Here is a 22,955-nt window from a genome sequence, read left to right as displayed (position 1 = left end):
GGCCGGTAAGGCACCGCACCACTGTCATAACGACGACGGCGCCGCTCGCCATGGGAGGTGAGCGGCGCCGTCGGGCAGTGCTTACTTGCGGAGCGACTCCGCGATCTGGGCCATGATGCCGGGGTCCGCCAGGGTGGTGGCGTCGCCGGTGTCGCGGCCTTCTGCGATGTCCTTCAGGAGGCGTCGGACGATTTTGCCGGAACGGGTTTTGGGAAGTTCCGGAACGATCAGCAGTTGCTTGGGCTTGGCGATGGGTCCGATTTCCTTGCCCACGTGGTTGCGCAGCTCCAGCACGGTTTCATCGCCCTTGTCCACGGCGTCACCACGAAGGATGACGAACGCGACGACGGCCTGGCCGGTGGTGTCGTCAGCGGCGCCTACCACTGCGGCTTCGGCAACGGACGGGTGGCTGACCAGCGCGGACTCGATCTCCGTGGTGGAGAGCCGGTGCCCGGAAACGTTCATGACGTCATCCACGCGGCCCAGGAGCCACACATCGCCGTCTTCGTCCTTCTTGGCGCCATCGCCGGCGAAGTACATGGCCTCGAAACGGGACCAGTAGGTGTCCTTGAACCGCTCCGGGTCGCCCCAGATGCCACGGAGCATGGAGGGCCACGGTTCGCGGACCACGAGGTAGCCGCCTTCGCCATTGGCCACCGATGCGCCGTTTTCGTCCACCACGTCCACGGCGATACCGGGCAGCGGGACCTGCGCAGAGCCGGGTTTGGTGGCCGTGACGCCGGGCAGCGGCGCGATCATCTGAGCACCGGTTTCGGTCTGCCACCAGGTGTCCACGATCGGGGCCGGGTTCTCTTTGCGCTCACCGTTCTTGCCGGCGTTGCCGCCGATCACGTTGCGGTACCACATCCACGCTTCGGGGTTGATGGATTCGCCCACGGACCCCAGGACGCGGATGGAGGAGAGATCGTACTTGTCCGGGATCTCCCGGCCCCACTTCATGAACGTCCGAATCGCGGTAGGTGCGGTGTAGAGGATGGACACCTTGTATTTCTCCACGATTTCCCACCAGCGGCCCTGGTGCGGGGAGTCGGGGGTGCCTTCGTACATGACCTGGGTGGCGCCGTTGATGAGCGGCGCGTAGGTGACATACGAGTGGCCGGTGACCCATCCGACGTCGGCGGTGCACCAGTACACGTCCGTTTCGGGGTGGAGATCGAACACGGCCTTGTGCGTGTAGGCGCCCTGGGTGAGGTAGCCGCCGGTGGTGTGCAGGATGCCCTTGGGCTTGCCGGTGGTGCCGGAGGTGTAGAGGATGAACAGCGGGTGTTCGGAGTCATGCCCGACGGCGGTGTGCTCGGTTGCGGCTTTGTCCACCGTGTCGGACCACCAGAGGTCGCGGCCCTCCACCCAGTTGACGTCCTCGCCGTTGCGCTTGACCACCACTACGTTCTGGACCGTGTGGCCCTCTTTGGACAGGGCTTCGTCCACGGCCGGCTTCAATGCACTGGGCTTGCCACGGCGGTACGTGCCATCGGCGGTGACCACCAGCTTGGCTTCGGCGTCCTCGATCCGGGAACGCAGGGCGTCCGCAGAGAAGCCGCCGAACACCACGGAGTGCACTGCGCCGATCCGGGCGCAGGCAAGGAGCGTAATCACGGCTTCAGGGATCATGGGCAGGTACACGGCCACCCGGTCGCCCTTGGCAACGCCGAGTGCCTCAAACGCGTTCGCTGCCTTCTTGACCTCTTCGGTGAGTTCGGCATAGGTATACGTGCGGGTATCGCCAGGTTCGCCTTCAAAGTAAATGGCGACTCGATCTCCCAAGCCGTTTTCCACATGGCGGTCCAGGGCGTTGTACGCGGCGTTGACTTCTCCGCCCACAAACCACTTGGCGAACGGCGGGTTGGACCAATCAAGGGCTTCGGTGAAGTCTTTGTCCCACGTCAGCAGCTCGCGGGCCTGTTTGGCCCAAAACGCGGGGCGGTCAGCCTCGGCCTCTTGGTAGGCGTCCGCTGTTGCCACCGCATTCGCGGCAAACTCCGCAGACGGTGCAAACTTGCGGTTCTCGTGGAGGAGGTTTTCGAGGGCCTCGACGTGTGTGGATCCGGTGGTGTCCTGGGACATGGTGAACCTCATTATTCATCGATCTTTGCTGCGGCTGATTCCGCAGGATCAGCACGAAAGCCGCGTCACGGCGTCGTGCGTGTCCAGTGGAAGGTCCGCAGAGTGCTGTCCGCCAACAACACTAGCGCTTCGAAAGGTCCTACGTGTGCGTGGTCACAAACACGGCAGTGAGCGGCGCTTTTTTAGCGCCGAATGGCGCCGGGTGTGGTGGGGAAACGTTTACATGACGCACAACGACCCAAGGGCTTCTCTGTTGTCGGCCGCCTGCTTTCCGGGGTAAGCACTGTAAGGCACCTTGGAGTTTGCTGTGGGCGGAGCTGAATGGCCGTTTCCCGCTGGAACCCTGTCAGTGGGGTGGCATAGGCTGAAAAGGTCTTGGGACGCATCTTCTGGCGTGTCCGGTCATCGCACTCATCAGTCGCGAAGTACCGGGCCGGACTGTCCAAGGCGCCGCCATACGAAGGAGAAACAGATGAACCAGCTGAGCCCAGGCCCGCACGATTCCAACCCGACGGGACCGGACACCAAAGCTGGAACGGCCACCCCTGCAGGTGCCAAGGATGCCGCAGGCCCCCGGGCCACGCCGGCTGCCACCGGGGCTCCCGCTGCCGGCAACCCAGGTAAGTATGACGCCGCCGCCGGGCCTTTCACTATCCGCGACCTGACGGTTTTTGGTTCGGTCCTTCTGATGTTCGTGGGCTCCCTCTTGCCCATGTTCGGCGAGCGGTACAACCTGTGGAACCTCGGAAACCTGTTCTTCATCCTGTTGGGCATCATCCTGCCGCTGATTGTGGTGGCTCTCTTCGTCGCCCGGCGTCTGCAGCCCACAACGGTCATTCGCGTGGGGTCGCTGTCCATTGACCAGTTTGCCTCCGTGATTGCTTCCTTCGCCTTCCCCTTGTTCTTCCTGACAATCGCCAACTCCTACAACGGCAGTGTGCTTCTGGGAATGGTTGGATCCGTTGGCCTGCTGGCAGCCACTGTGCTGGCACCGCACTTGCCCTGGCTATCTGCTGATTTCAAAGGACGCCAGGAGGTTCCGGCCCACGTAGTTGCCCGCGAGGCCGCTGTTCCCAGCCGCAAGCCGGCGGCCCCCAAGGAAGCCAAGCCTGGTACTTCTTCAGCCTCCACCGCGGCCTCCAGGACCTACACGCCGCCCGCGTCCTCCAACACCTACACGCCGGCGGCGTCGGCTGTTGTGCCGGCTGCAGCAGGGGCGACGCCGGGCGGTACTTCCGCGTCGTCCGCTGAGTCAGCACCCGCCGTCGTTCACGCTGCCGACGCAGATTCCCGCGAAGCCGCAGCGCCGGCAACCTCAGGAGACTCGCCCGCTGCTCCCGCGTCTGCAAGCACGGACATGACTGCAAGCACCGGGCCTGCTACTACGCAGGCCCACTCCACGCAGGCTCCGGCCGCGCATGCTCCGGCCGCGCCGGCTCCGGCCGCGCCGCAGCAGCCGTGGGCGGCCACCATGGCCACGCCGGTGGTCTCCGGCGATACCCGCAAGGTGAGCGACTCCATTGGTGCCACGGTGGACCCCGCCAGCCGGCCCGAAGAATCGGATGGCCCGGCGTATGAGGCCTTCTGGTTTGCCGTTGCGCAGCCCCGTACGGCCTACGACGAGCACTCCGGCGCTCCGGCCTTCACCATTGAACCCGGCGGCTGGGTGCTCGCTCTTGAGGATCGCGGCCACGAATTCCTGGTCCAGGATACTGACGGCAAGGTTGGGGTCCTCCGGGATCTCAGCAACGTAGAGCGCGGTTAGGCGAAAAGCCCGTGGCCGCCACCGGAGCAGGCTCCCTGCTTGCACTCAAACGCAGGGCCCGCAAGATCAACAGGGTCCTGGCAGACAAGTACCCTTACGCGCACGCGGAACTCGATTTCCGTAACCCGTTTGAGCTTGTGGTGGCCACGGTGCTCTCTGCCCAGACCACGGATGTGATGGTCAACCAGGTCACCAAAATTCTCTTTGCACGGTATCCGGATGCCCGGGCCCTTGCGGAAGCTGACCAGTTTGAACTGGAGACCATTCTTCAACCCACGGGTTTCTTCAGGGCAAAAGCGCGCAATGTCCTGGCTCTCAGCAACCGTCTGGTCGATGAGTACAACGGCGAGGTTCCCGGCCGGTTGGAAGACCTGGTGACCTTGCCCGGCGTCGGCCGTAAAACGGCCAACGTGGTTCTGGGAAATGCCTTCGGCGTTCCCGGCATTACTGTTGACACGCACTTCGGACGGTTGGCGCGGCGGTTCAATTGGACCGATTCCGAGGACCCCGTGAAGATCGAGTTCGATGTGGCAGAGCTCTTCGAACCCAGGGATTGGACCATGCTGTCCCACCGTGTGGTGTTCCATGGCCGGCGGATCTGCCATGCCAGGAAGCCCGCGTGCGGTGCATGCCCGGTGGCAAGCCTCTGCCCAAGTTACGGCGATGGGGAGACTGATCCCGTCAAGGCCGCCAAGCTTTTGAAGTACGAGCTCGCGCCGGGGAATGAAGCCTTGCTGGAGAAACTGTTGGCGGAGACGGACAGGGCGGCTGAGATCCGCATGGAATCGCAAAGGAGGCCTCAGTGACGGCCCTAGAGGACCTGACGGCCTTGGTTGAACGGGTGGAAGCCGGCCAGCAGAAACACTCTGAATTGTGGGACCAGCTGCCCGTCAACGCGGAGACCAACCGGGCCGCGGCCGTCCTGATGCTCTTCGGCGCACTGGATGATGTTCCCGCCCAGTCCGGCCGGGACATTGCTCCTGCCGATCTTGATGTGCTGCTGCTGGAACGGGCCCACACCCTGGATGACCACCCCGGCCAGGTGGCGTTTCCCGGCGGCAGCGTGGACCCTGAAGACGACTCGGTCATAGCGGCTGCTTTGAGGGAAGCGGTGGAGGAAACCGGTCTGGATGCCAGCGGTGTCCGGGTTTTGGGCGAGATGCCCGAGCTTGGCCTGATCCGCAGTAATTTCCGGGTGACTCCCGTGCTGGCCTGGTGGGACTCGCCGTCACCGGTCCGCGTGGTGGACTTCGCGGAATCGGCGCAGGTATTCCGCGTTCCGGTCCGCGACCTCCTGGACCCCGCCAATCGCGTCACCGCCACCATCACCCGCTTCGGCCGTACCTACACCAGCCCAGGCTTTACTGTTAACGGTGTTCTGGTGTGGGGCTTCACCGGAATGGTGCTGAGCGGGCTCTTTGACGATCTCGGCTGGACTGTCCCCTGGGACCCCAGTAAGCAGCAGGACATCGACCTCTGACGGGCTGTTCTACTTCGCCTTATCGTAGGAATCCACCACGGCCAGGCTCACAGGAAACTCCACTGGAATCCTGCCGAACATCAATTCCTTGGCTGCGGCCGCGGACTCCTCGATGATCCTGACGCACGCGTCCACCGCCGCATCTTGGGCATGGACCATGACCTCGTCGTGAAGGAAGAAGACGAGTTCCCCGGAAGGTGAGCCTTCCAAGCGCGCGGCGCGCAACCGCCGTCGTAATTCCGCCAGCCAGCAGGCCGCCCACTCTGCCGCGGAGCCTTGAACCACAAAGTTCCGTGTGAAGCGGCCGCGGGACCGCGCAAGATTGTCCGCCCGGCGCTGTTCCTCCGCGGTGGTGGATTGCTGGCTCCGTCTCCAGGCGTTCGACGGCGGTGGGCTGCTGCGTCCCAAACGCGTCGTCACGGTCCTCCCGGCTTCGCCCTGGCGCGCGGCCTGCTCAACGAACCCCACGGCGTGTGGATAGGTGCGGGTGAGCTGGGGCATAAGGCGACCGGACTCGCCAGTGGTGGCGCCGTAGATGGCGCCCAACAAGGCCATCTTTGCCTTGGCCCGGTCCCCGCCGAAACCCTGCGCAGCAATGCCCGCGTAGAGGTCCTTGTCCCGGGCAGCCTCGGCCATCCGCGTGTCTTGCGCCAAAGCCACCAGCACCCGCGGCTCCAGCTGTGAGGCATCGGCCACAATCAATTTGTGGCCGGGATCGGCATGCACTGCGGCCCTGATATTGCGCGGAATCTGAAGCGCGCCGCCGCCTTTCGATGCCCAACGGCCTGAGACAACCCCGCCCACCACGTACTCAGGGTGGAATCTACCGTCCCGCACCCAAGCGTCCAGCCATGCCCAACCGTTGGCGGTATGAAGCCGCGACAGCTTCTTGTAAACCAGCAGCGGCTCCATGGCCGGGTGTTTGTATTCCTGGAGTTCCCACTGGCGGGTGCTTTTGACCTCAATGCCGTTGCGGTGGAGGGCGCGCATGAGGTCCTGCGGCGAGTCCGGGTTCAGGCTGGGGGAGTTGAGCAGGGTCCGGAGCTCGGCGCAGAGCGCTTCCAACGCCGGCGGCCTGTGACCGGGTTGTGGCCGCGACCCCAGCACGTCGGCCAGGATTTGTTCATGGAGATCCTCACGCCATGGAACACCGGTGTGCTGCATCTCCGCGGCAATGATTGCCCCGGCCGATTCTGCTGCGAGCAGCAGCTGAAGGTTCCGCTGCTTCTCTTCTGCTGCTTGTGAGACCGCGAGCTGCTGGGCCGCGAACTCTTCCCTGAGCTCCGCCAGTCCTGCCCGGGGAACCTGCGGCGTGATGTCATCGAACAAGGCGCCCTGATCCACAGGCGGCGGCGGAGAGAGAAGTGTGCGGGGCGGGGTCGAGTCGTCGTCCTGGACGATCTTGACCGCGTTGCGGGCATAGTCCGTGTGCGCGGTGAGTTCCGAATGCGCAAGGATGGCGGCGCAGAGGGCCAGATCGTGGCACCGCTCCACCTCAACGCCGTTGGCCAATAGTCCGGGCAACCAGTCCTGGGTACGGTGCCACACCCATCTGGGACGCTGGGTTTCCAGCTCAAGGACGACGCCGGCCAGCTCGCCTCGCGTGACAAGCCGGGGGTCTGCCGTTGGTTTACCTGAAGGTGAGATCCTCTGTATGGCTGCGCCGTCCAGGTGGGCGGCGAGCAGCAAATACATGCCTCCTATTCTGCCCTGCCCTGCGGGGTACCTGTGCTGAGTTATGCACATAGGGGAGATTGCGGCTTATGGTCCGCCCCCAATTCCTCGAATGTGGGTGTCATGAGCATGGAGAACAGCAGGCGACGGAACAACAACAGGCACGCAGGAGTGGTTTCGGAGAGTCAGTGGCTGCCGCCGGTCACGGTCCGCACTCTTTTGGTTTCCAGCGATGCCTATCTTCAGGAAGAAGCCAAACGGATTGTGGCGGCTGCCGGCGGCGAATTATGGATTGCCGCGGACGAGGACGCCGCAACCCGCCACTGGGACAGCTCGGATGTGGTCCTGGTGGGGAGCGATATCAAGGAGTTGCCCCCGCGAAGGCGGCCGCCCACGGTTCTGCTCGGCAGGAACGGCGAAGGAGACAGCTTGTGGGGAAAAGCCACTGCCCTCGGGGCTGAGCGGGTGGCGGTGCTCCCCGACGCCGCTGCCTGGCTCGCCGAATACTTGCTCATCACGGGGTCGCCGGAGCCTGGCGGTGTGGTGACCGGAGTCATTGGGGGCTGTGGCGGAGCGGGTGCCAGCACCACAGCGGTGTGGCTTGCCCAGGCAGCCGCCGCCCACGGCATCAGCACCCTGCTGGTGGACGGCGACCCATGGGGCGGGGGTCTGGAATTGGCTGTGACGGACCACGATGTCCCGGGCCTGCGGTGGCCGGACTTCGCCGAAACCGTGGGCAGCATCGATCCCACACAGTTCCGCGATTCCCTTCCCGTGGTGGGAGGGTTTTCCTGCCTTTCCTGGCCTGGCACCCCCGAGGCTTTTGGGATTCCGGGGTCCCGTGCAGTGGAGGCCGTGATGGACGCCGCCCGGAGGGGCTTCGAACTCACGGTGGTGGACGTAGGGCGGGATTCGGAGTGCATCATGGGCTTCGCCTGGGGATGCGACACCATGCTGCTGCAGTGCCTGGCCTATCTCAAACCCGCGGTGGCAGCTGCCCGCGTCCTCTCGCTAATGCCGTATACGGACGCCGGCCTGCTCATCCGCGGAAATGCGTCAGCGTCAGTCGACCCGGTCATGATTGCTGAGTCCTTGGGAGTGCCCCTCAAAGGGGTGGTTCCGGAGGTGCGTGGGGTACCGGAGGGAATGGAAGCGGGCAGGCTGTTGGATTTCGGGCGCCGCAAACAGGTGCGACGTTTTGCCGACGCCGTCTTGAACCTGCCCCGGGATGGGGCGGCCCCCGAGACCGGTTTCGGGGTAAAAGGTGCCGGGCCGGAAGTGAAGGGCAGAGGACGGTGAACCGGCTGTCCGGGACTTCGCGCTCCTCCGCAGATTCCAGCCGCAAGCAGGGGAGGAGGCTGGACGCCGTTCTACTCGAAACTGTCAGGGAGTCCGTCCTGGCAGGCGCCGGACCAGTGACTGCTTCCACTGTGGCCGCCGCCGTTCAGGCGAGCGGAAAGTTGTTGGGCGCCGCTGGAGCATTGGAGGCAGCAGAGTCGATCAATGCCGAACTCAACGGGCTCGGACCGCTCCAACAACTGGCCCAGGATCCTGCGGTGACGGACATCTTTGTCAATGGGCCGGAATCAGTGTGGTTTGATCGCGGGCGGGGACTCGAACGGTCTACGGTTCATTTCGACACCGAACAACAGATCAAGTCACTGGCCATGCGCTTGATCTCCGCTGGTGGGCGTCGGCTGGATGATGGTTCGCCGTGCGTGGATGTCCGGCTGAACGGGGGCTACCGCGTTCATGCGGTGCTGGCTCCCATCTCCACAGCGGGCACCTTGTTGTCCGTCCGCATCCGCCGTGAAGAGGTCTTTACTTTGGCTGAACTCAGGGCCGGCGCCATGTTTCCGCAGGAAGTGGAGGCGGTACTTCGCGCCATCATGTCCCGGAAACTGAGCTTCCTGATCAGCGGAGCCACGGGATCGGGGAAGACAACGCTGCTTTCCACCATGCTCGGCCTCAGCCACCCTGCGGAGCGGCTGGTTCTGATCGAAGACGCTGCGGAGCTGAACCCCGTTCACCCCCACGTTGTCACTCTCGAATCACGCCACGGAAACCTTGAAGGCGGCGGTGCTTTGGATCTCGGTGAGCTGGTGCGCCAAGCCCTTCGCATGCGGCCGGACAGGCTCATTGTGGGTGAGTGCCGCGGGGCAGAAGTCCGGGAATTGTTGACGGCCCTGAACACCGGACACACTGGCGGTGGCGGGACCATCCATGCGAACACTGCCGAGGCCGTGCCCGCGAGGCTGGTGGCTCTTGGAGCCCTTGCCGGGCTGAGCGCCGAAGCAGTGCGGCTGCAGGTTTCCAGTGCACTGGACGTCGTGATCCATGTGGACCGTACCCCGCGGGGCCGCAGGATCACTTCCATTGGCGTACTCACTGACTCCCCTGAGGGGCAGAAAGTCTCACCGGCGCTCAGTTGTGGTTTTGCGGGATCAGCCCCTGAGCCGGGTGTTGCCTACGGGCCGGCCTGGCCGGAGCTCGCCACCCGGCTGGGGCTCACAGACAGCAGCGGCGGAGCGCCTGGGGCGCGGCGAAGTGGACGCCACTCCGGACAACCCACCCGCGGAAACTCAGTGCTGGCATGATCGTTGCGATGGTGCTGGTCGCGGCAAGCGCTGTTTGGCTGCATTTCACAGGAAAGCGTGCTGACCGGCGTCGGCTCCGGCAGGCTCTTGGTCCAGCGGCTGCACGGGATCGGGCGAGTCGCTTCGCAGGTTTGACGTTTCCGTACGGCAAAAAGCGCCCCGAGGCTTTGTCCTTGGTGGTTCTTGTCCAGCAGTTTGCGGCCCTGCTCCGGGGCGGGCGGGGCTCTGCGCAGCTCTGGGAGGAGTTGTGGTTGGTGCATGCTGGCCCTAACAAATCAGCATCCATGCAGAGCCCAACCCTGCGGCAACGGATCAGGCAGTCCGTGGAAGGGTCGAATGCCGCCGGTGCTGCAACTGCGTTGTCGGAGGAATCCAAGGCAGTGCTTGCAGCAGCCCGCGCCGCGTCCGCCGTGGGTGCCTCTCCTGCCGCAGCAATCCGGTCCTCCACCGCCCGGAGTTACCCCCGACGTGGCAGCTCCGAGCGGCGTGTGTGGATGGAAATCGCAGCGTGCCTGGAGGTAGCCGAGACCAGCGGCTGCCCCCTGGCAGACCTGCTCACCCGCTTCGCCGCCCAATTGGTTGCGGAGGAGGACGCCGAGGCCGCACGTCAAACAGCTCTCGCCGGTCCCAAGGCCACGGTGAAGCTGCTGTCCTGGCTCCCCGTCCTGGGGCTGGTCCTTGGCATGGCCCTGGGCGTAGATCCGGTGGGAATTCTCCTGCAGAACATCGTGGGCGTGGCAACCTTCGGCACGGGAATCATGCTGACCGTGGCCGGGCGTGTGTGGTCATCGCGGTTGGTGGCTGCTGCTGCGGGAGGAACCTGATGGCAGGCTCCTTCCCGCTTCTGATGGTCCTCATCCTGGTGATGGCATCCATCATTTGCTGTTCGGATGCGGCTCGAAATGCAGGTGCCAGGCGGCGCTGGCTGGTGATGCACGGACGATCGCAGGCTGTGGCGCATCCTGGGGATGCCCCGGAATCCGCGCGCCTTGACGGGACTCCTGATGGGCTTGGCGATACTGCCATGATGCTGGAGTTGGTGGCGTCCATGCTGGATGCCGGGGCGGGTATTGGGAGGTCGCTTGAGCTCATAGCCCGTTGCTCACACCCGACCGTGGCCACATCTCTGAGACCCGTTGTAGCTGCTCTGGCCATGGGCGCCGACTGGGGGACCGCCTGGGGGTCTCCCGTGCCCTACCCGCCGGAGGTAGCACGGCTGAAGGAAGCACTCGCTTTTGCAGCCCTGACAGGAGCGCCATCGGCAGCCATTCTCTACGCGCAGGCCGCGCGTGAGCGGAGGGAGCAGTTCCGGGCGGCGGAGAAGAGGGCGGCGGCCTTGGGCGTGAAACTCGTGGTGCCGCTGGGTCTTTGCTCCCTGCCCGCCTTCATCTGCTTGGGAATTGTGCCCGTGCTGATCGCCATGGTGCCTGCCGGTTGATCACGGCTGGTTGATCACTGCCGCTTGTCCGACCAATCCTCCACACAGGGTCCAATGGCCCGGGTTTTCCACTTGCGGACGGCAGCTCCTACCCCGGCGGATCCCATCGCGGAAGAGTCAGGGGTGCAGGCAGAAGCGCCTGTCCCGTCGAAAGGAAACAGAAATGAAAACCCTCGTCAGCACGTCAGCCCCTGAAGACAGGTTCTCTCCGTCAACCCGTCGTCCACGCTTTGGTTCTGAGGCGGGCATGGCCACCGCGGAGTACGCCATAGCCACCTTGGCTGCGGTCGGCCTTGCCGGTTTGCTCGTGGTCATCCTGCGCAGCGAAGAGGTCCGGGGCTTCCTGCTCAACCTGATCCGCACCGCGCTGTCGATGCCGTGAAAGCCGCGCCTGCCGGCACCGTCGCTTGTGCCGCGGCCGCCGCCTCTGCCGCGGCCATCGCTTCTGCCGCGGCCATCGCTTCTGCCGCGGGAGGGGTGCCGGGTTTTAGGGGATGCCGCGGCACCGGTGCAAACCAGCGCGGTGCGGTCACGGCGGAGTTTGCGGTGGCTTTACCAGCGGTGGTGCTGCTCCTGGCCATGTTGCTGGCGGGAGGTGCCGCGGGTATCACCCAACTTCGTCTCGAAGAAGCTGTGAGGGCGGGAGCCAGGGCATCGGCCCGCGGTGAGGCCCCTGCCGCCGTGGAAGGGATCGTGAGACGGCTGGCCGGGGACGCGGTGATCCCGGGTCTCGCCGTTGAAGGACAGTGGCTCACAGTTACTGCATCTTCACCCGTGGGCGGGGCTTTGGGGTCGTTGGTGCCGTGGACCCTCACCGCCTCCGCCTCTGCCATTGCGGAGAGGGACCTGCCGTGGACCCTCACCGCCTCCGCCTCTGCCATTGCGGAGAGGGACCTGCGGTGAAAGTAATCCGCAGGAGCGGTGGGTCGGAAGCCGGGACCGCCGGTCAGGCCACGGTCAGTTCCGAAAGCGGCTCCGGAACCCTCCTCGCCCTTGGCCTGGGGACGGTGGTGATAGCGATGCTGGTTGGAGTCCTGCTGTTGGCGCAGGCGGGGGTCCTGGCTTCCCGTGCCGCTTCGGCGGCGGATCTCGCGGCATTGGCCGGGGCCGATGCGGCCCGCGGCCTGTCCGCGGGGGAGCCGTGTGCCGTGGCTGCGGAAGTGGCCGGACGTCAGCATGCCACCTTGAGCACGTGTGCAGTGGTGGCGGGTGAGCAAGTGGAAGTTACCACGGAGATACCGCATCCGCTCCGGTGGGGCGTGGCGACAGGGCGAGCCAAGGCTGGGCCTCCTCCATAGAAGAAACCTAATGCTGCCTGTGAGGAGCCCTACCTCCCAGAGGATCAGATGGATTCCTTCAGGAGGACGTCCAGCAGCGTGATGGCGGCTGCCTTGTCCAGGGGATTGTTCTTGTTGCCGCATTTGGGGGACTGAACGCAGGACGGGCAGCCGGCCTCACACTCGCAGGCTTTGATGGCATCCCGGGTAGCGGACAACCAGGTCTTGGCTTTCTCGTAGCCCCGCTCGGCGAACCCTGCGCCGCCGGGGTGGCCGTCGTAAACAAAGATGGTGGGCATGCCGGTGTCAGCGTGCAGGGCAGTGGAGACACCCCCAATATCCCAACGGTCGCTGGAAGCCACCAAGGGCAGGAGCCCAATGGCTGCGTGCTCGGCGGCATGCAGCGCACCTGGGAATTGTGCTTCCACCAGACCTGCTCCATGCAACGTCCTGTTCTCAACCACAAACCACACGGCTTTGGTGAAGAGATCCCTTGCGCCGAGCTCCAGCGGTTCCTCGCCGAGGATCTCGTTTGATATCAGTGCCTTGCGTTGGAAGGAGACCACTTGCGTTGTCACTTTGACGTCGCCGAAGTGAACGGTGATATCGCCCCATTGGACGGAGCGGGAGGTTTCCAGCACTTCAATCTGGGTGACATCGCGGGCTGTGGTGTAGAAGTCCGGATTGACCCGCCGGACCATGACGCAATGGTCGGCTTCGTTGAGGTCTTCCACCAGGTAGCTTTCACCCTGATGGACGTATATGGCGCCGGTGTGCGCTTGGTAGTGGGTTTGCGGAGAATCCATGGTGCCCAGAAGGGAGCCGGTTTCCGTGTCCACGATGCTGACGGGCCCGCCACCGTCTGCCCGGAGATTCACCATTCCCGCTGCGCTTTCGGGATGGGTCCAGAACCATCCGGCCGGACGTTTGCGGAGATAGCCCTGGAGCACCAAGCGGTCAAGAAGGCCCTCGGCCGTGGGGCCGAAAAGTTCCAGTTCCGCAGCACCAATCGGCAGTTCGGCGGCCGCCGCGCAGAGGTGGGGTCCCAGAACGTACGGATTGCCGGGGTCGAAGACCGTAGCTTCAACGGAGACGTCGAAGATGGCTTCCGGATGGTTCACCAGGTAGGTGTCCAAGGGGTCATCGCTGGCCACAAAGGCTGCGATTGCGTCCTGGCCCGCGCGCCCGGCCCGTCCGATTTGTTGGAACAGGGAGGCGCGCGTTCCTGGCCAGCCGGCTACCAGAACGGCATCGAGGCCGGAAATGTCTATGCCCAGTTCCAAGGCCGAGGTGCTGGAAACCCCCAGGAGCTGGCCGGACCTCAAAGCCTGCTCCAAGGCTCGCCGTTCTTCAGGCAAATAGCCGGACCTGTAGGCAGCCACCCTGCCCGGAAGGCTGGGGTCCACCTCATCCAAAAGACGTTTGGTGATCGAGGCAATGGATTCGGCGCCTCGGCGGGACTTGATGAAGGCGATTGTCCTCACCCGGGAGGACACCAGGTTGGCAAGGATGTCGGACGTTTCGGCGACGGCGGTCCGGCGCTGCTTCGCACCATTTTCGCCTTTGACGTCGGTCAGGGCGGGTTCCCAGAAGGCCACTGTGGTGGAACCGTGCGGGGAGCAGTCATCGGAAACTTCGCGAACCGGTGCGCCAATAAGCCGGCCAAATGAGACTGCCGGGTCGGAGGCCGTTGCGGAGGCTGCGATGAACACCGGCTCCGGAAAGGTGGTTCCTGCACCGTAGTAAGCACAGATCCTGCGGAGGCGTCGCATCAGGTTTGCGACGTGCGAGCCAAAAACTCCACGGTAGCTGTGGGCTTCATCCACAATGACGTAGCGGAGACGGCGGAAGAACCTTGCCCACCACGTGTGGTTGGGAAGGATGCCAAAGTGCAGCATGTCCGGATTGGCCAGGATGAAGTTTGCGTGATCACGGATCCAACGGCGCGAGGACATGTCGGTGTCGCCGTCGTAGGTTTCCGCCCGGACGGTAGGCAGCTTCAGTGAACGGATGGCGGCGAGCTGATCGGCGGCCAGCGCTTTGGTGGGCGAGAGGTACAAAGTCACGGCGCCGTCGTCGTGAATTTTGCCCGGCTCTGAGAGAACCCGCAGTTCAGAGCGATGTATCGCATCCAGGGTGGGCAGCTGGTACGCCAAGGATTTGCCGGACGCAGTGCCTGTGGCAATAACCACGTGCTGGCCCGAGTGGGCAAGGTCGGCAGCCTGTACCTGGTGCCGGTAGGGCTCCGGGATTCCGAGATTCCCGTAGGCGTCCACAATGTCAGGGTGGACCCACGCGGGCCAGGGTTCGTTGACGGCCTTCCGGGCAGGAATGGTGTGGACGTGACGGAGCTGCTCCGGGTCCTGGGTCCGGCCCAGTAAGGAGATCAGCGAATTCGGTGCGGCCACCGAATCATTCTGTCACTGTCCGCCTCTGCGGATTCACCGGGGAGGCAAAGCGCCGCAGCCCGGGGAAGCAGCGCCGCTGGCCGCCTCGTGCCCTTACGCCCCTGAGAGATCCGATCCTTCTGAACCGCTGGCAGACATCATCAGGACGTGGCACACAACTTCCCAACCAAGGTGGGAATAGAGCTTCTGCCCGTCAAGGGACGCCAGAAGAAGGCCGTTTTGGACGTCGTGGGAGTATGCCTGTGCGGCCAGGGCCTTCATGATGAAGCTGCCCAGACCGCGGCGCTGGAATTCCGGCTCGGTGACAATCTTGTCGAAGATGGCTGTCCCGTTGACCACATGCACGCGGCCGCTGGCTGCCACCTTCTCGCCGGAATGAACAACAGCGTGGTGGACACCGTTGGACTCGGAGACGGCCAGCTCCAGATCGTCGTCCGGCAGCCATGGATCCTCGGCGTCCTGGGTTTCCATGTCCACGATCATCATGGTTTGCGAAGCAGAGGTCACGGAGAGGCCGTGCTGTCCAGCCAAGTACTTATAGCGCTGCACGTCGTTGGTCAGGATCGTCAGGATCCGGCTGGGTGCTTCTGCTGTTGTGGAGGCGAGGGTGCTGAACTCCTCGTTGGATGGATCGTGGGCAAAATACTCCCAGTCGCCGGTTTTGTCGGCACGTAATGCGGCAGGGAAACGGCCCTCATGGCGGGACTCGTAGCCGCGGCAACCGGACCAGCCGGCCACCCAGACCTCCAAGAGGTGCGGAATGTCTTCAACCAAGGCGTCTGGATTCATGTAGTGAGAGTATGCCAGTGCTCCGGGAAGCAACAGAGAGATGCCAGCCCCGGGATGCAATTGTGACTTCTCCTCCACCAGGGCATCTTGAGCAGCGCTGAAAGCACCCGATTTTTCGGCACCAAGTACCCTTTAACAGTGGCTTTGAACCGAATTGTGCTCTTCTATGGCTTTACCCCGATTGCCGACCCTGACGCCGTGCGTCTGTGGCAGCGTGCGCTGTGCGAAAAACTGGGGCTGACGGGCCGGATCCTCATTTCCAAGGACGGCATCAATGCCACAGTGGGCGGTGAGCTCGGCAACATGAAGCAGTATGTGAAGACCACCCGCGAGTACAAGGGCTTCCACGACATTGATTTCAAATGGTCGGACGGGAGCGCGGCCGATTTCCCCCGCCTCAGCGTCAAGGTCCGTGATGAGATCGTCTCCTTCGGGGCGCCCGGTGAGCTCGCCGTGGACGCGAACGGTGTGGTGGGTGGCGGCAAACACCTGAAACCCGAGGAACTCCACGAGTTGGTGGATGAGAAGAAATCCAGCGGCGAAGATGTGGTGTTCTTCGATGGGCGCAACGCCTTTGAAGCGCAGATCGGTAAGTTCAAGGACGCAATCGTTCCGGACGTGGACACCACCCACGACTTCATCAAGGAACTCGAGTCCGGCAAGTACGACGACCTCAAGGACAAGCCGGTGGTCACGTACTGCACCGGTGGCATCCGCTGCGAGGTACTCTCCAGCCTGATGGTCAATCGGGGCTTCAAAGAGGTGTACCAGTTGGACGGAGGGATTGTCCGCTACGGCGAGACCTTCAAGGACAAAGGGCTCTGGGAAGGGTCCCTTTACGTGTTCGACAAGCGCATGCACGTGGAGTTCAGCGAGGAAGCAAAAACCATTGGCCAGTGCGTGCGATGCTCCGCGCCCACCAACAAGTTTGAAAACTGCTCCAACCCCAGTTGCCGCACCTTGACCCTTTACTGCGCCGAGTGCGCGTCCAGCCCGGAAACGCTGCGGTGCCCTGATGGGTGCGCCGCCGTTTAGCTGCGGCTTTACAACTTACTGACCCGGTAGGCGAAGTTGGCGTCTGATCTGGACCCCACGGTGATGGAAAGTACGGCATCTGCTTCGAGCTGAACCACGCTCACCCTCGCGCTGGCGCAACCGAGCGTCAGGTCCACCAAGGCGGCCTCGCCCACGTTGACCGAGAACATAACCCTTCTGGTGCCCCGGCATGCCAATGTCACTGCGTAGGTGCCACTGGGAAGTTGGACCGTCTGTTCCGATTTCGCCTCGCCGGGGCTGAGGTAGCCGCTGCTCGAGTAAAACGATTTGCCCTGGGATTCCGGCAGGGCGGAGCGCGCCCATTTCTCCAACTCGTCACCCATGACTGTCTGTTCCAGAGCTGGGTCGGGCGGCAGCACAATGTTGCTGGGCGCTGAGGTGGGAACGGCACCCGGGCCGGCGTCGCCGTCGTAGGTGTATTCGCAGGCGGTCAGGCCGCCGCACAGCACCAAGACAAGTGCGACGGCGGCTCTTGCCGGGCGTCGCGACGTCACCGAGTGAGCCGCTTTGCTCCCCATGAACCGACTTTACGCCGCTGCTGCGCCCTGTTGAAGAGATGGAGCTGGCAGAGGTTGAGCGGCTAGTTGACTGCCGGCACCAGCTGGTAGGCAAAAATGAGCGGGGCGTCCACGCTGCTTGCGGTGATGTTCAGGGTGCCTGTCCGGGGAACTTTGATCTTCACAACATCCTTGCTGGCATTGCATGCGGCTGCGGCGTCGGCGATCTTGCTACCGTCCAAGGAAACCGCGAAATAGGCCTTGCCTCCGCCATCGCAGGACATGGTGAGCGTGTAGCTGCCTGCGGGAACGTTGGCCGCATCTTTTGGCATGGGATCCCGGTTGAGGATTTTGCCGGAGTCCTCCAAAACTTCTGTCCCGGTTGAGGGCAGGACCTTGGCCTTCCACGCGGGAACGTCCGCATCGGCGATGTTGACCGGCGCCTGGCAGGCGGAAACTGCCAGGACAGTCCCGGCGATCATGGCTACAAGGGCAGGGCGGCGCCTTGTGGAGGAGAAGTTGAGCATGCCTTCAACGCTACCGGTTTCCACCAGCGGTCTTTGTCCACATAGCGCTGAGGGGACCGCGCTGCCATTTCCCGAAGCTCCTAGACTTGCACAGTGACCAACACCCAGTACTTCTTTACCAACGGCAATACCGACGATGCTCCGCGGAGCGATCTTCCCGATCTGCTCGTGGCGCTCGCCGGCGACCTCCGGGCCATCTCCTACACGGTTGACGGCGTCGCCGCACTGTTGGGGGAGTCCGCTTCCGAGGCTTTGGGTAGGGACCAGCTGATACCTGCACTGCTGGCCAGTGAAGTCGTCGAAGAGTCGGGAACGGAGCCGGAACGGGCTCTGGCTGCGGTCATCCGCCTCTGGCTGCTTGCAGTACCTCAGACGATCGTTGCCCTGAACGAGGCACTTCCCGTCATCACCGTCGGCGGATTGGTGGAGCTGGGGCTGGTCACTGTGGACTCGGGACTGGTGCATGCCACAGTGGATCTGCGTCCGTACGGCTGGGATCCCGACCCGGATGGCAGCGGTGGCGCAGACCTCTGGGTTGCCAGCGATCTCGCCGCACACCAGCAGCCTGGGGTGTTGAGGCACGACCACGTTTTGGGCATCGGGCAGGCCTCCACCACCTTGGTACAAACCACCATCCGGCATCACACGGAGCGCGCCTTGGACCTGGGGACTGGCTGCGGTATCCAAACCTTCCACTTGCTGCACCACTGCGACCACGTCACTGCCACCGATATCTCGGAGCGTGCGCTCGCCTTCACGCGGTTCAACCTGCTGCTCAACGCCTCTGAGCTGGGGCTGGACCCGGAACACCCCGAGGCCAGGGTGACCCTGAAGCTGGGCTCTCTCCTGGAACCGGTGGCGGGTGAACGCTTCGATGTGGTGGTGTCCAACCCTCCATTTGTGATCACACCCCGGACGCAGGACGAATCGTCCGCGGAGCAGTTCACCTATCGGGACGGGGGCCTGCCCGGGGATGACATTGTGGCGTCTTTGGTGCAGTCACTCGGTTCAGTCCTTGAACCCGGTGGAATGGCACAGATGCTGGGAAACTGGGAGGTCACGGCAGGATCGGACTGGAAAGACCGTCCCGCCGCATGGTTGCAGGGCTCCGGCCTGGACGTGTGGTTCATCCAACGGGAGCAGGTGGGCCCACAGCAGTACGCTGAGACGTGGCTCCAGGATGCCTCACAGAACCGCGAAGACAGCCACTACAAGAACGCCTACGCGGCCTATCTCAAGGACTTCGAGTCAAGGAACGTTGAGGGCATTGGATTCGGCATGGTCTGGTTGCGCCGGCCCGCCACACCGAGCCCCACCATCAACCGCTTCGAAGAAATCACCTACCCCATAGAACAACCGATCGGCCCCCACTTGGGAAACTTTGTGGAACGGGCAGACTGGCTGGCAGCAAACGACGTGTCCGAGGCCCATTTGGTGGTTGCCGGGGACGTGACAGAAGAGCGGCATCAGCGCCCCGGGGCTGATCACCCCGGCGTGATCCTCCTTCGGCAAGGGGCGGGCCTGCGCCGTACCAATCTGTTAAGCACAGAGTTGGCCGGTTTCGTGTCGGCGTGCGATGGCCAGCTCTCAGTGCGCCAGATTGTGTCAGCACTGGTTGCGCTGTTGGGCGGGGGCGATGACTTCGATGACGTGTCCTTTAGAGACGGCCTCATCAGGGATGTCACCAACCTGGTCCGGGATGGCTTCCTGATCCCGGATGTCCCACAGGCCGGGACGTGAAAAAGGATGTGGGGCCGGGTACCCCTGGTTCCGGAAGTGACCCTGACTACACTGTTCAAGTGATTGCGAACAACGAGACATCTCAAACGTCAGGCGACGTTCCTCCTCGGAAGCGGGCCGAAAAGAAGGTTGAGATCACTGACCCCAAGGCCATCCGTGCCTTGGCGCATGCTGCGCGCCTCGAGGTCATTTCCGAGCTTTATGCCACACAAGTCAGCCACACAGCTACGGAACTGGCTGCTCGGACAGGGCTCACCCCCAGCGCCATGAGCTACCACTTGCGCGCCTTGCAGAAGTGGGGAATCGTGGCTCCGGCGGAAAATGCAGGGGATGCCAGGGAACGGCGGTGGAAAGCAGCGGGTACGGACTTCACCATCTCCGGAGGCAGTGTTGCCAGTCCGGAGATCGCAGTGGTGGACCTGGAACTGGACGCTTTCCGGCGGCGTGCTTCGGCCTTCGCGAAGGCGCGCGGGGAACGGCGCCAGCGTGGCGATGCAGCGGAGGAACCGGCAGCAGTGGTCCTGTCCAGCAACCTTTTATACCTGACCAACCCGCAGCGAAAGGAGCTTAAGGATCGAATCCGTGAGATCCTGCGGGAGTATGAACTCGAGGACCCGACCCGGATACCCGAAGGTGCCGAACGTGTGGCAACCTTGTGGTCAATGATCCCGGACGACCGCGTAGCACCCGGGCACTAAGAGCCCAACCGGGCCCTCTTATCACCGTGTGGGCTGCCCTGCAAAAACGCAGGATTGCCCAAACTATGGTGAACTAGGCCAATATGGGCACCAGCCCAATGACACATTTTTTCTGTAGGAGCACCGTGCCCAGCAAGGCAAAAACCGGCAAGAAACTCGTGATCGTGGAGTCTCCGGCCAAAAGCAAGACCATCGCCAAGTATCTCGGCGAAGGCTTCATCGTCGAGGCATCGATCGGCCACATCCGTGACCTGCCGCAGCCCTCCGACCTCCCTGCAGAGCTGAAGAAAACCCCGCTGGGTAAGTTCGCCGTCGACGTCGAAAATGACTTCAAGCCGTACTACGTCGTTTCCCCCGACAAGAAGAAAAAGGTTGCCGAACTCAAAGCCCAGCTGAAAGACGCTGACGAGCTTTATCTCGCAACCGATGGGGACCGCGAAGGCGAAGCCATCGCGTGGCACCTCCTTCAGGTCCTGAAACCCAAGGTTCCCGTTTACCGCATGACCTTTGGCGAAATCACCAAAGAGGCCATCCACCGCGCCATGGGAAACCTGCGCGACGTTGACACCGCCCTGGTTGATGCCCAGGAAACGCGCCGTATTCTCGACCGCCTCTATGGTTACGAGATCTCGCCGGTTCTCTGGCGGAAAGTTGCCCGCGGACTGTCCGCTGGGCGAGTCCAATCAGTGGTCACCCGAATGGTTGTTGACCGCGAACGTGAGCGCATGGCCTTCCGTGCAGCGTCCTACTGGGACCTCACCGGCCAGTTCGGCGCGGACTCAGGATCGTTCAAGGCCAAGCTCGCCGCAGTGGACGGCTCGAAGGTAGCCAGCGGCCGCGACTTCAACGACAACGGTCAGCTCACCTCTTCCAATGTGGTGCACCTCAACGAGGAACTGGCAATGTCCTTGGCATCCGGCCTGGAAAACGCCGAGTTCCGGGTCCGTTCCGTTGACACCAAGCCGTACACCCGCCGTCCCGCCGCTCCGTTCACCACCTCCACGCTGCAACAGGAGGCCGGCCGCAAGCTGCGTTTCTCGTCCAAGAGCACCATGCAGGTGGCCCAGCGACTCTACGAAAACGGCTACATCACCTATATGCGTACGGACTCGTCCGCATTGAGCGATGAAGCGCTCACCGCATCCCGCCGCCAGGCCGCCGAACTCTACGGGCCCGAGTACGTTCCCCAAAGCCCCCGGGTGTACGCCAACAAAGCAGCGAATGCCCAGGAAGCCCACGAAGCCATCCGTCCCGCCGGCGACTCCTTCCGGACTCCGGCGCAGGTTGCCAAGCAGCTCAGCGGTGACGAGTTCCGCCTTTACGAGCTCATTTGGAAGCGCACTGTCGCCTCGCAAATGGCAGATGCCAAGGGCTCCACGGCCACCATCCGCCTTGGCGCTGTTGCCGCTGACGGCCGGGACGCGGAGTTCAGCGCTTCGGGAACAGTTATTACGTTCCCCGGCTTCCTCGCTGCATATGAGGAAGGCAAGGACGAGAGCCGGGGGGATGACGAGTCGGACGAGGCCCGTCGCCTGCCGAACGTTGCCAAGGGAGACGCCCTTACTGCCCAGGACATCGTGGCAGTTGGCCATGAGACCTCCCCGCCCCCGCGGTACACGGAAGCATCACTGACGGCGGAGCTGGAAAAGCGCGGCATCGGACGCCCGTCCACGTACGCCTCCACGATTTCCACCATCCAGGATCGCGGCTATGTCCGTAAGCAGGGTTCCGCCTTGGTGCCCAGCTGGATTGCTTTCTCCGTTATCCGCTTGCTGGAACAGCACTTCACGGATTACGTGAACTACGAATTCACCGCTGACATGGAAGGCGACCTGGATAAGATCGCCAACGGCCAGGCAGCGGGAACGGCGTGGTTGAAGCACTTCTACTACGGTGAAGATGCCGATCCAGGGCTGCTGAGTATCGTCAATAACCTCGGCGAAATCGACGCCCGAGAAATCAACTCCGTGCCGATCGCTGACGGCATCACACTGCGGGTGGGCAAGTTCGGCCCGTATCTGGAAAGCTCCATCCCTACAGTGGACGAGAAGACCGGTGAAGTTGTTGAAGCTGCCAGGGCCAACGTTCCAGAGGACCTGGCGCCGGACGAGCTGACGGCAGCCAAAGCCAAGGAACTGATGGAGACGGCAGCGCCGGAGGAGCGTGTCCTGGGAACGGACCCGCACACCGGCCACACCGTGGTTGCCAAGAATGGCCGCTACGGTGCCTACGTCACCGAGATCATTCCGGAGATGACCGAAGAACAGCTGGCCAACCAGCCTGTTGAGTATTACAAGAACGGCAAGCCCAAGCCGCCGAAGAAGCCCGTGAAGGCCAAACCGCGCACGGGATCGCTGTTCAAGTCCATGACGGTGGACAGCGTGACGCTGGAGGAGGCACTTCAGCTTATGAGCCTTCCCCGGGTGTTGGGCGAGGACGCCGAAGGCACACCCATCACGGTCCAGAACGGCCGGTTCGGTCCGTACCTAAAAAAGGGCACCGATTCGCGTTCCATCGGCTCGGAAGAGGAGATCTTCACGATCACCTTGGAGCAGGCGCTGGAAATCTACTCGCAGCCCAAGCAGCGCGGCGCCCGCTCCGCTGTTCCACCGCTGGCCGAGTTCGGCCCGGACCCGGTGTCCGAGAAAAACATCGTGGTGAAGGAAGGCCGCTTCGGTCCCTACATCACGGACGGCGTCACCAACATCACGGTGCCCCGCACCACGTCCCTGGAGGAACTGACCAGGGAACGTGCAGTTGAGCTCCTGGCGGAAAAGCGTGCAAAAGGACCGGTCAAGCGGACTACCACCCGCAAGGCGCCGGCACGCAAGGCTGCAGCCAAGAAGTAAGGCTGCACCTGTAGAGCAGCGCACGGCACGGCCGGGACAGCAAGCGTGAATTGCGTCCCGGCCGGCATCGTGGTC

Annotated in this window: 19 protein-coding genes and 1 pseudogene; 14 read left to right on the top strand and 6 right to left on the bottom strand. The window is 63.4% G+C overall.

What is annotated here, in order from left to right; genetic code table 11:
* Positions 1-81: 81 nt before the first annotated feature.
* Positions 82-2,085 carry an acetate--CoA ligase gene (acs, locus tag JOE60_RS14585; RefSeq protein WP_204814934.1) on the bottom strand — a complete coding sequence of 668 codons (2,004 nt, stop codon included), beginning with the start codon at positions 2,083-2,085 and terminating at the stop codon, positions 82-84.
* A 472-nt stretch (positions 2,086-2,557) separates the two neighbouring features.
* Between acs and JOE60_RS14580 the strand changes: the two genes are divergently transcribed.
* From JOE60_RS14580 to JOE60_RS14570, 3 genes are read left to right on the top strand one after another with little or no spacing between them, the layout of a single operon-like run.
* A complete protein-coding gene (locus JOE60_RS14580) occupies positions 2,558-3,850 on the top strand; it encodes a ribosomal eL19 family protein (protein WP_167264064.1) in 1,293 nt (430 codons plus the stop codon).
* Between the two features lie 11 nt (positions 3,851-3,861).
* Positions 3,862-4,656, top strand: coding sequence for an endonuclease III (nth, locus tag JOE60_RS14575; protein WP_167264062.1), 795 nt, complete (start codon positions 3,862-3,864; stop codon positions 4,654-4,656).
* Positions 4,653-5,330: an NUDIX hydrolase gene (locus tag JOE60_RS14570; RefSeq protein WP_167264060.1), complete on the top strand. Its 678-nt coding sequence runs from the start codon at positions 4,653-4,655 to the stop codon at positions 5,328-5,330. Before nth ends, JOE60_RS14570 begins: the two co-directional genes overlap by 4 nt.
* 9 nt (positions 5,331-5,339) lie before the next feature.
* On the opposite strand, the gene JOE60_RS14565 is transcribed toward JOE60_RS14570, so the two are convergent.
* Positions 5,340-7,025 carry a bifunctional 3'-5' exonuclease/DNA polymerase gene (locus tag JOE60_RS14565; protein ID WP_167264059.1) on the bottom strand — a complete coding sequence of 562 codons (1,686 nt, stop codon included), beginning with the start codon at positions 7,023-7,025 and terminating at the stop codon, positions 5,340-5,342.
* A 102-nt stretch (positions 7,026-7,127) separates the two neighbouring features.
* Between JOE60_RS14565 and ssd the strand changes: the two genes are divergently transcribed.
* From ssd to JOE60_RS14530, 7 genes and pseudogenes are all read left to right on the top strand, one after another.
* Complete coding sequence (ssd, locus tag JOE60_RS14560) at positions 7,128-8,303, top strand: septum site-determining protein Ssd (RefSeq protein ID WP_167264057.1); 1,176 nt, start codon at positions 7,128-7,130, stop codon at positions 8,301-8,303.
* A gap of 5 nt (positions 8,304-8,308) precedes the next feature.
* Positions 8,309-9,601, top strand: coding sequence for a TadA family conjugal transfer-associated ATPase (locus JOE60_RS14555; RefSeq protein ID WP_167264217.1), 1,293 nt, complete (start codon positions 8,309-8,311; stop codon positions 9,599-9,601).
* Between the two features lie 284 nt (positions 9,602-9,885).
* Positions 9,886-10,425, top strand: coding sequence for a type II secretion system F family protein (locus JOE60_RS14550; RefSeq protein WP_239528868.1), 540 nt, complete (start codon positions 9,886-9,888; stop codon positions 10,423-10,425).
* The gene (locus JOE60_RS14545) at positions 10,425-11,039 is read left to right on the top strand and encodes a type II secretion system F family protein (protein WP_167264053.1); all 615 of its coding nucleotides are present in this window, start codon (positions 10,425-10,427) and stop codon (positions 11,037-11,039) included. Before JOE60_RS14550 ends, JOE60_RS14545 begins: the two co-directional genes overlap by 1 nt.
* A 226-nt stretch (positions 11,040-11,265) precedes the next feature.
* Positions 11,266-11,421 (top strand): annotated as a pseudogene (locus JOE60_RS14540) (DUF4244 domain-containing protein); the annotation flags it as partial.
* Positions 11,418-11,942, top strand: a complete 525-nt coding sequence (locus tag JOE60_RS14535; protein WP_420851399.1) for a TadE family type IV pilus minor pilin — start codon at positions 11,418-11,420, stop codon at positions 11,940-11,942. The pseudogene JOE60_RS14540 and the gene JOE60_RS14535, both read left to right, overlap by 4 nt.
* Positions 11,939-12,337 carry an Rv3654c family TadE-like protein gene (locus tag JOE60_RS14530; RefSeq protein ID WP_338112516.1) on the top strand — a complete coding sequence of 133 codons (399 nt, stop codon included), beginning with the start codon at positions 11,939-11,941 and terminating at the stop codon, positions 12,335-12,337. Before JOE60_RS14535 ends, JOE60_RS14530 begins: the two co-directional genes overlap by 4 nt.
* A gap of 44 nt (positions 12,338-12,381) precedes the next feature.
* On the opposite strand, the gene JOE60_RS14525 is transcribed toward JOE60_RS14530, so the two are convergent.
* The gene (locus JOE60_RS14525; protein ID WP_167264051.1) at positions 12,382-14,724 is read right to left on the bottom strand and encodes a DEAD/DEAH box helicase; all 2,343 of its coding nucleotides are present in this window, start codon (positions 14,722-14,724) and stop codon (positions 12,382-12,384) included.
* Positions 14,725-14,817: 93 nt separating this feature from the next.
* Positions 14,818-15,513 (bottom strand): GNAT family N-acetyltransferase, encoded by a 696-nt coding sequence (locus JOE60_RS14520; protein WP_167264049.1) that lies wholly within the window; start codon positions 15,511-15,513, stop codon positions 14,818-14,820.
* Between the two features lie 138 nt (positions 15,514-15,651).
* Here JOE60_RS14520 and trhO point away from each other — a divergent pair, with 138 nt between their 5' ends.
* Positions 15,652-16,548 carry an oxygen-dependent tRNA uridine(34) hydroxylase TrhO gene (gene trhO / locus JOE60_RS14515; RefSeq protein ID WP_167264047.1) on the top strand — a complete coding sequence of 299 codons (897 nt, stop codon included), beginning with the start codon at positions 15,652-15,654 and terminating at the stop codon, positions 16,546-16,548.
* An 8-nt stretch (positions 16,549-16,556) separates the two neighbouring features.
* Here the strand turns inward: trhO and JOE60_RS14510 are convergent, their stop codons facing one another.
* Together JOE60_RS14510 and JOE60_RS14505 are read right to left on the bottom strand one after the other, a co-directional pair.
* On the bottom strand, positions 16,557-17,087 hold the full coding sequence (locus JOE60_RS14510; RefSeq protein WP_167264046.1) for a hypothetical protein: 531 nt from the start codon (positions 17,085-17,087) through the stop codon (positions 16,557-16,559).
* 62 nt (positions 17,088-17,149) lie between these two features.
* Entirely contained in the window at positions 17,150-17,593 is a 444-nt protein-coding gene (locus tag JOE60_RS14505; protein ID WP_167264212.1) for a hypothetical protein, read from the bottom strand.
* A 93-nt stretch (positions 17,594-17,686) separates the two neighbouring features.
* Between JOE60_RS14505 and JOE60_RS14500 the strand changes: the two genes are divergently transcribed.
* The 3 genes from JOE60_RS14500 (at position 17,687) to topA (ending at position 22,880) form a co-directional block, all read left to right on the top strand.
* Complete coding sequence (locus JOE60_RS14500; RefSeq protein ID WP_167264044.1) at positions 17,687-19,333, top strand: DUF7059 domain-containing protein; 1,647 nt, start codon at positions 17,687-17,689, stop codon at positions 19,331-19,333.
* A gap of 59 nt (positions 19,334-19,392) precedes the next feature.
* Positions 19,393-20,031: a helix-turn-helix domain-containing protein gene (locus JOE60_RS14495; RefSeq protein ID WP_314326477.1), complete on the top strand. Its 639-nt coding sequence runs from the start codon at positions 19,393-19,395 to the stop codon at positions 20,029-20,031.
* A 125-nt stretch (positions 20,032-20,156) separates the two neighbouring features.
* Positions 20,157-22,880: a type I DNA topoisomerase gene (gene topA / locus JOE60_RS14490; RefSeq protein WP_167264040.1), complete on the top strand. Its 2,724-nt coding sequence runs from the start codon at positions 20,157-20,159 to the stop codon at positions 22,878-22,880.
* Positions 22,881-22,955: the final 75 nt, after the last annotated feature.

It is taken from the genome of Paenarthrobacter ilicis, assembly GCF_016907545.1.
Taxonomy (GTDB): Bacteria; Actinomycetota; Actinomycetes; order Actinomycetales; family Micrococcaceae; genus Arthrobacter; species Arthrobacter ilicis.
Note: the sequence above shows the minus strand (reverse complement) of the source record. Positions and strands in the feature narration are given on the sequence as shown.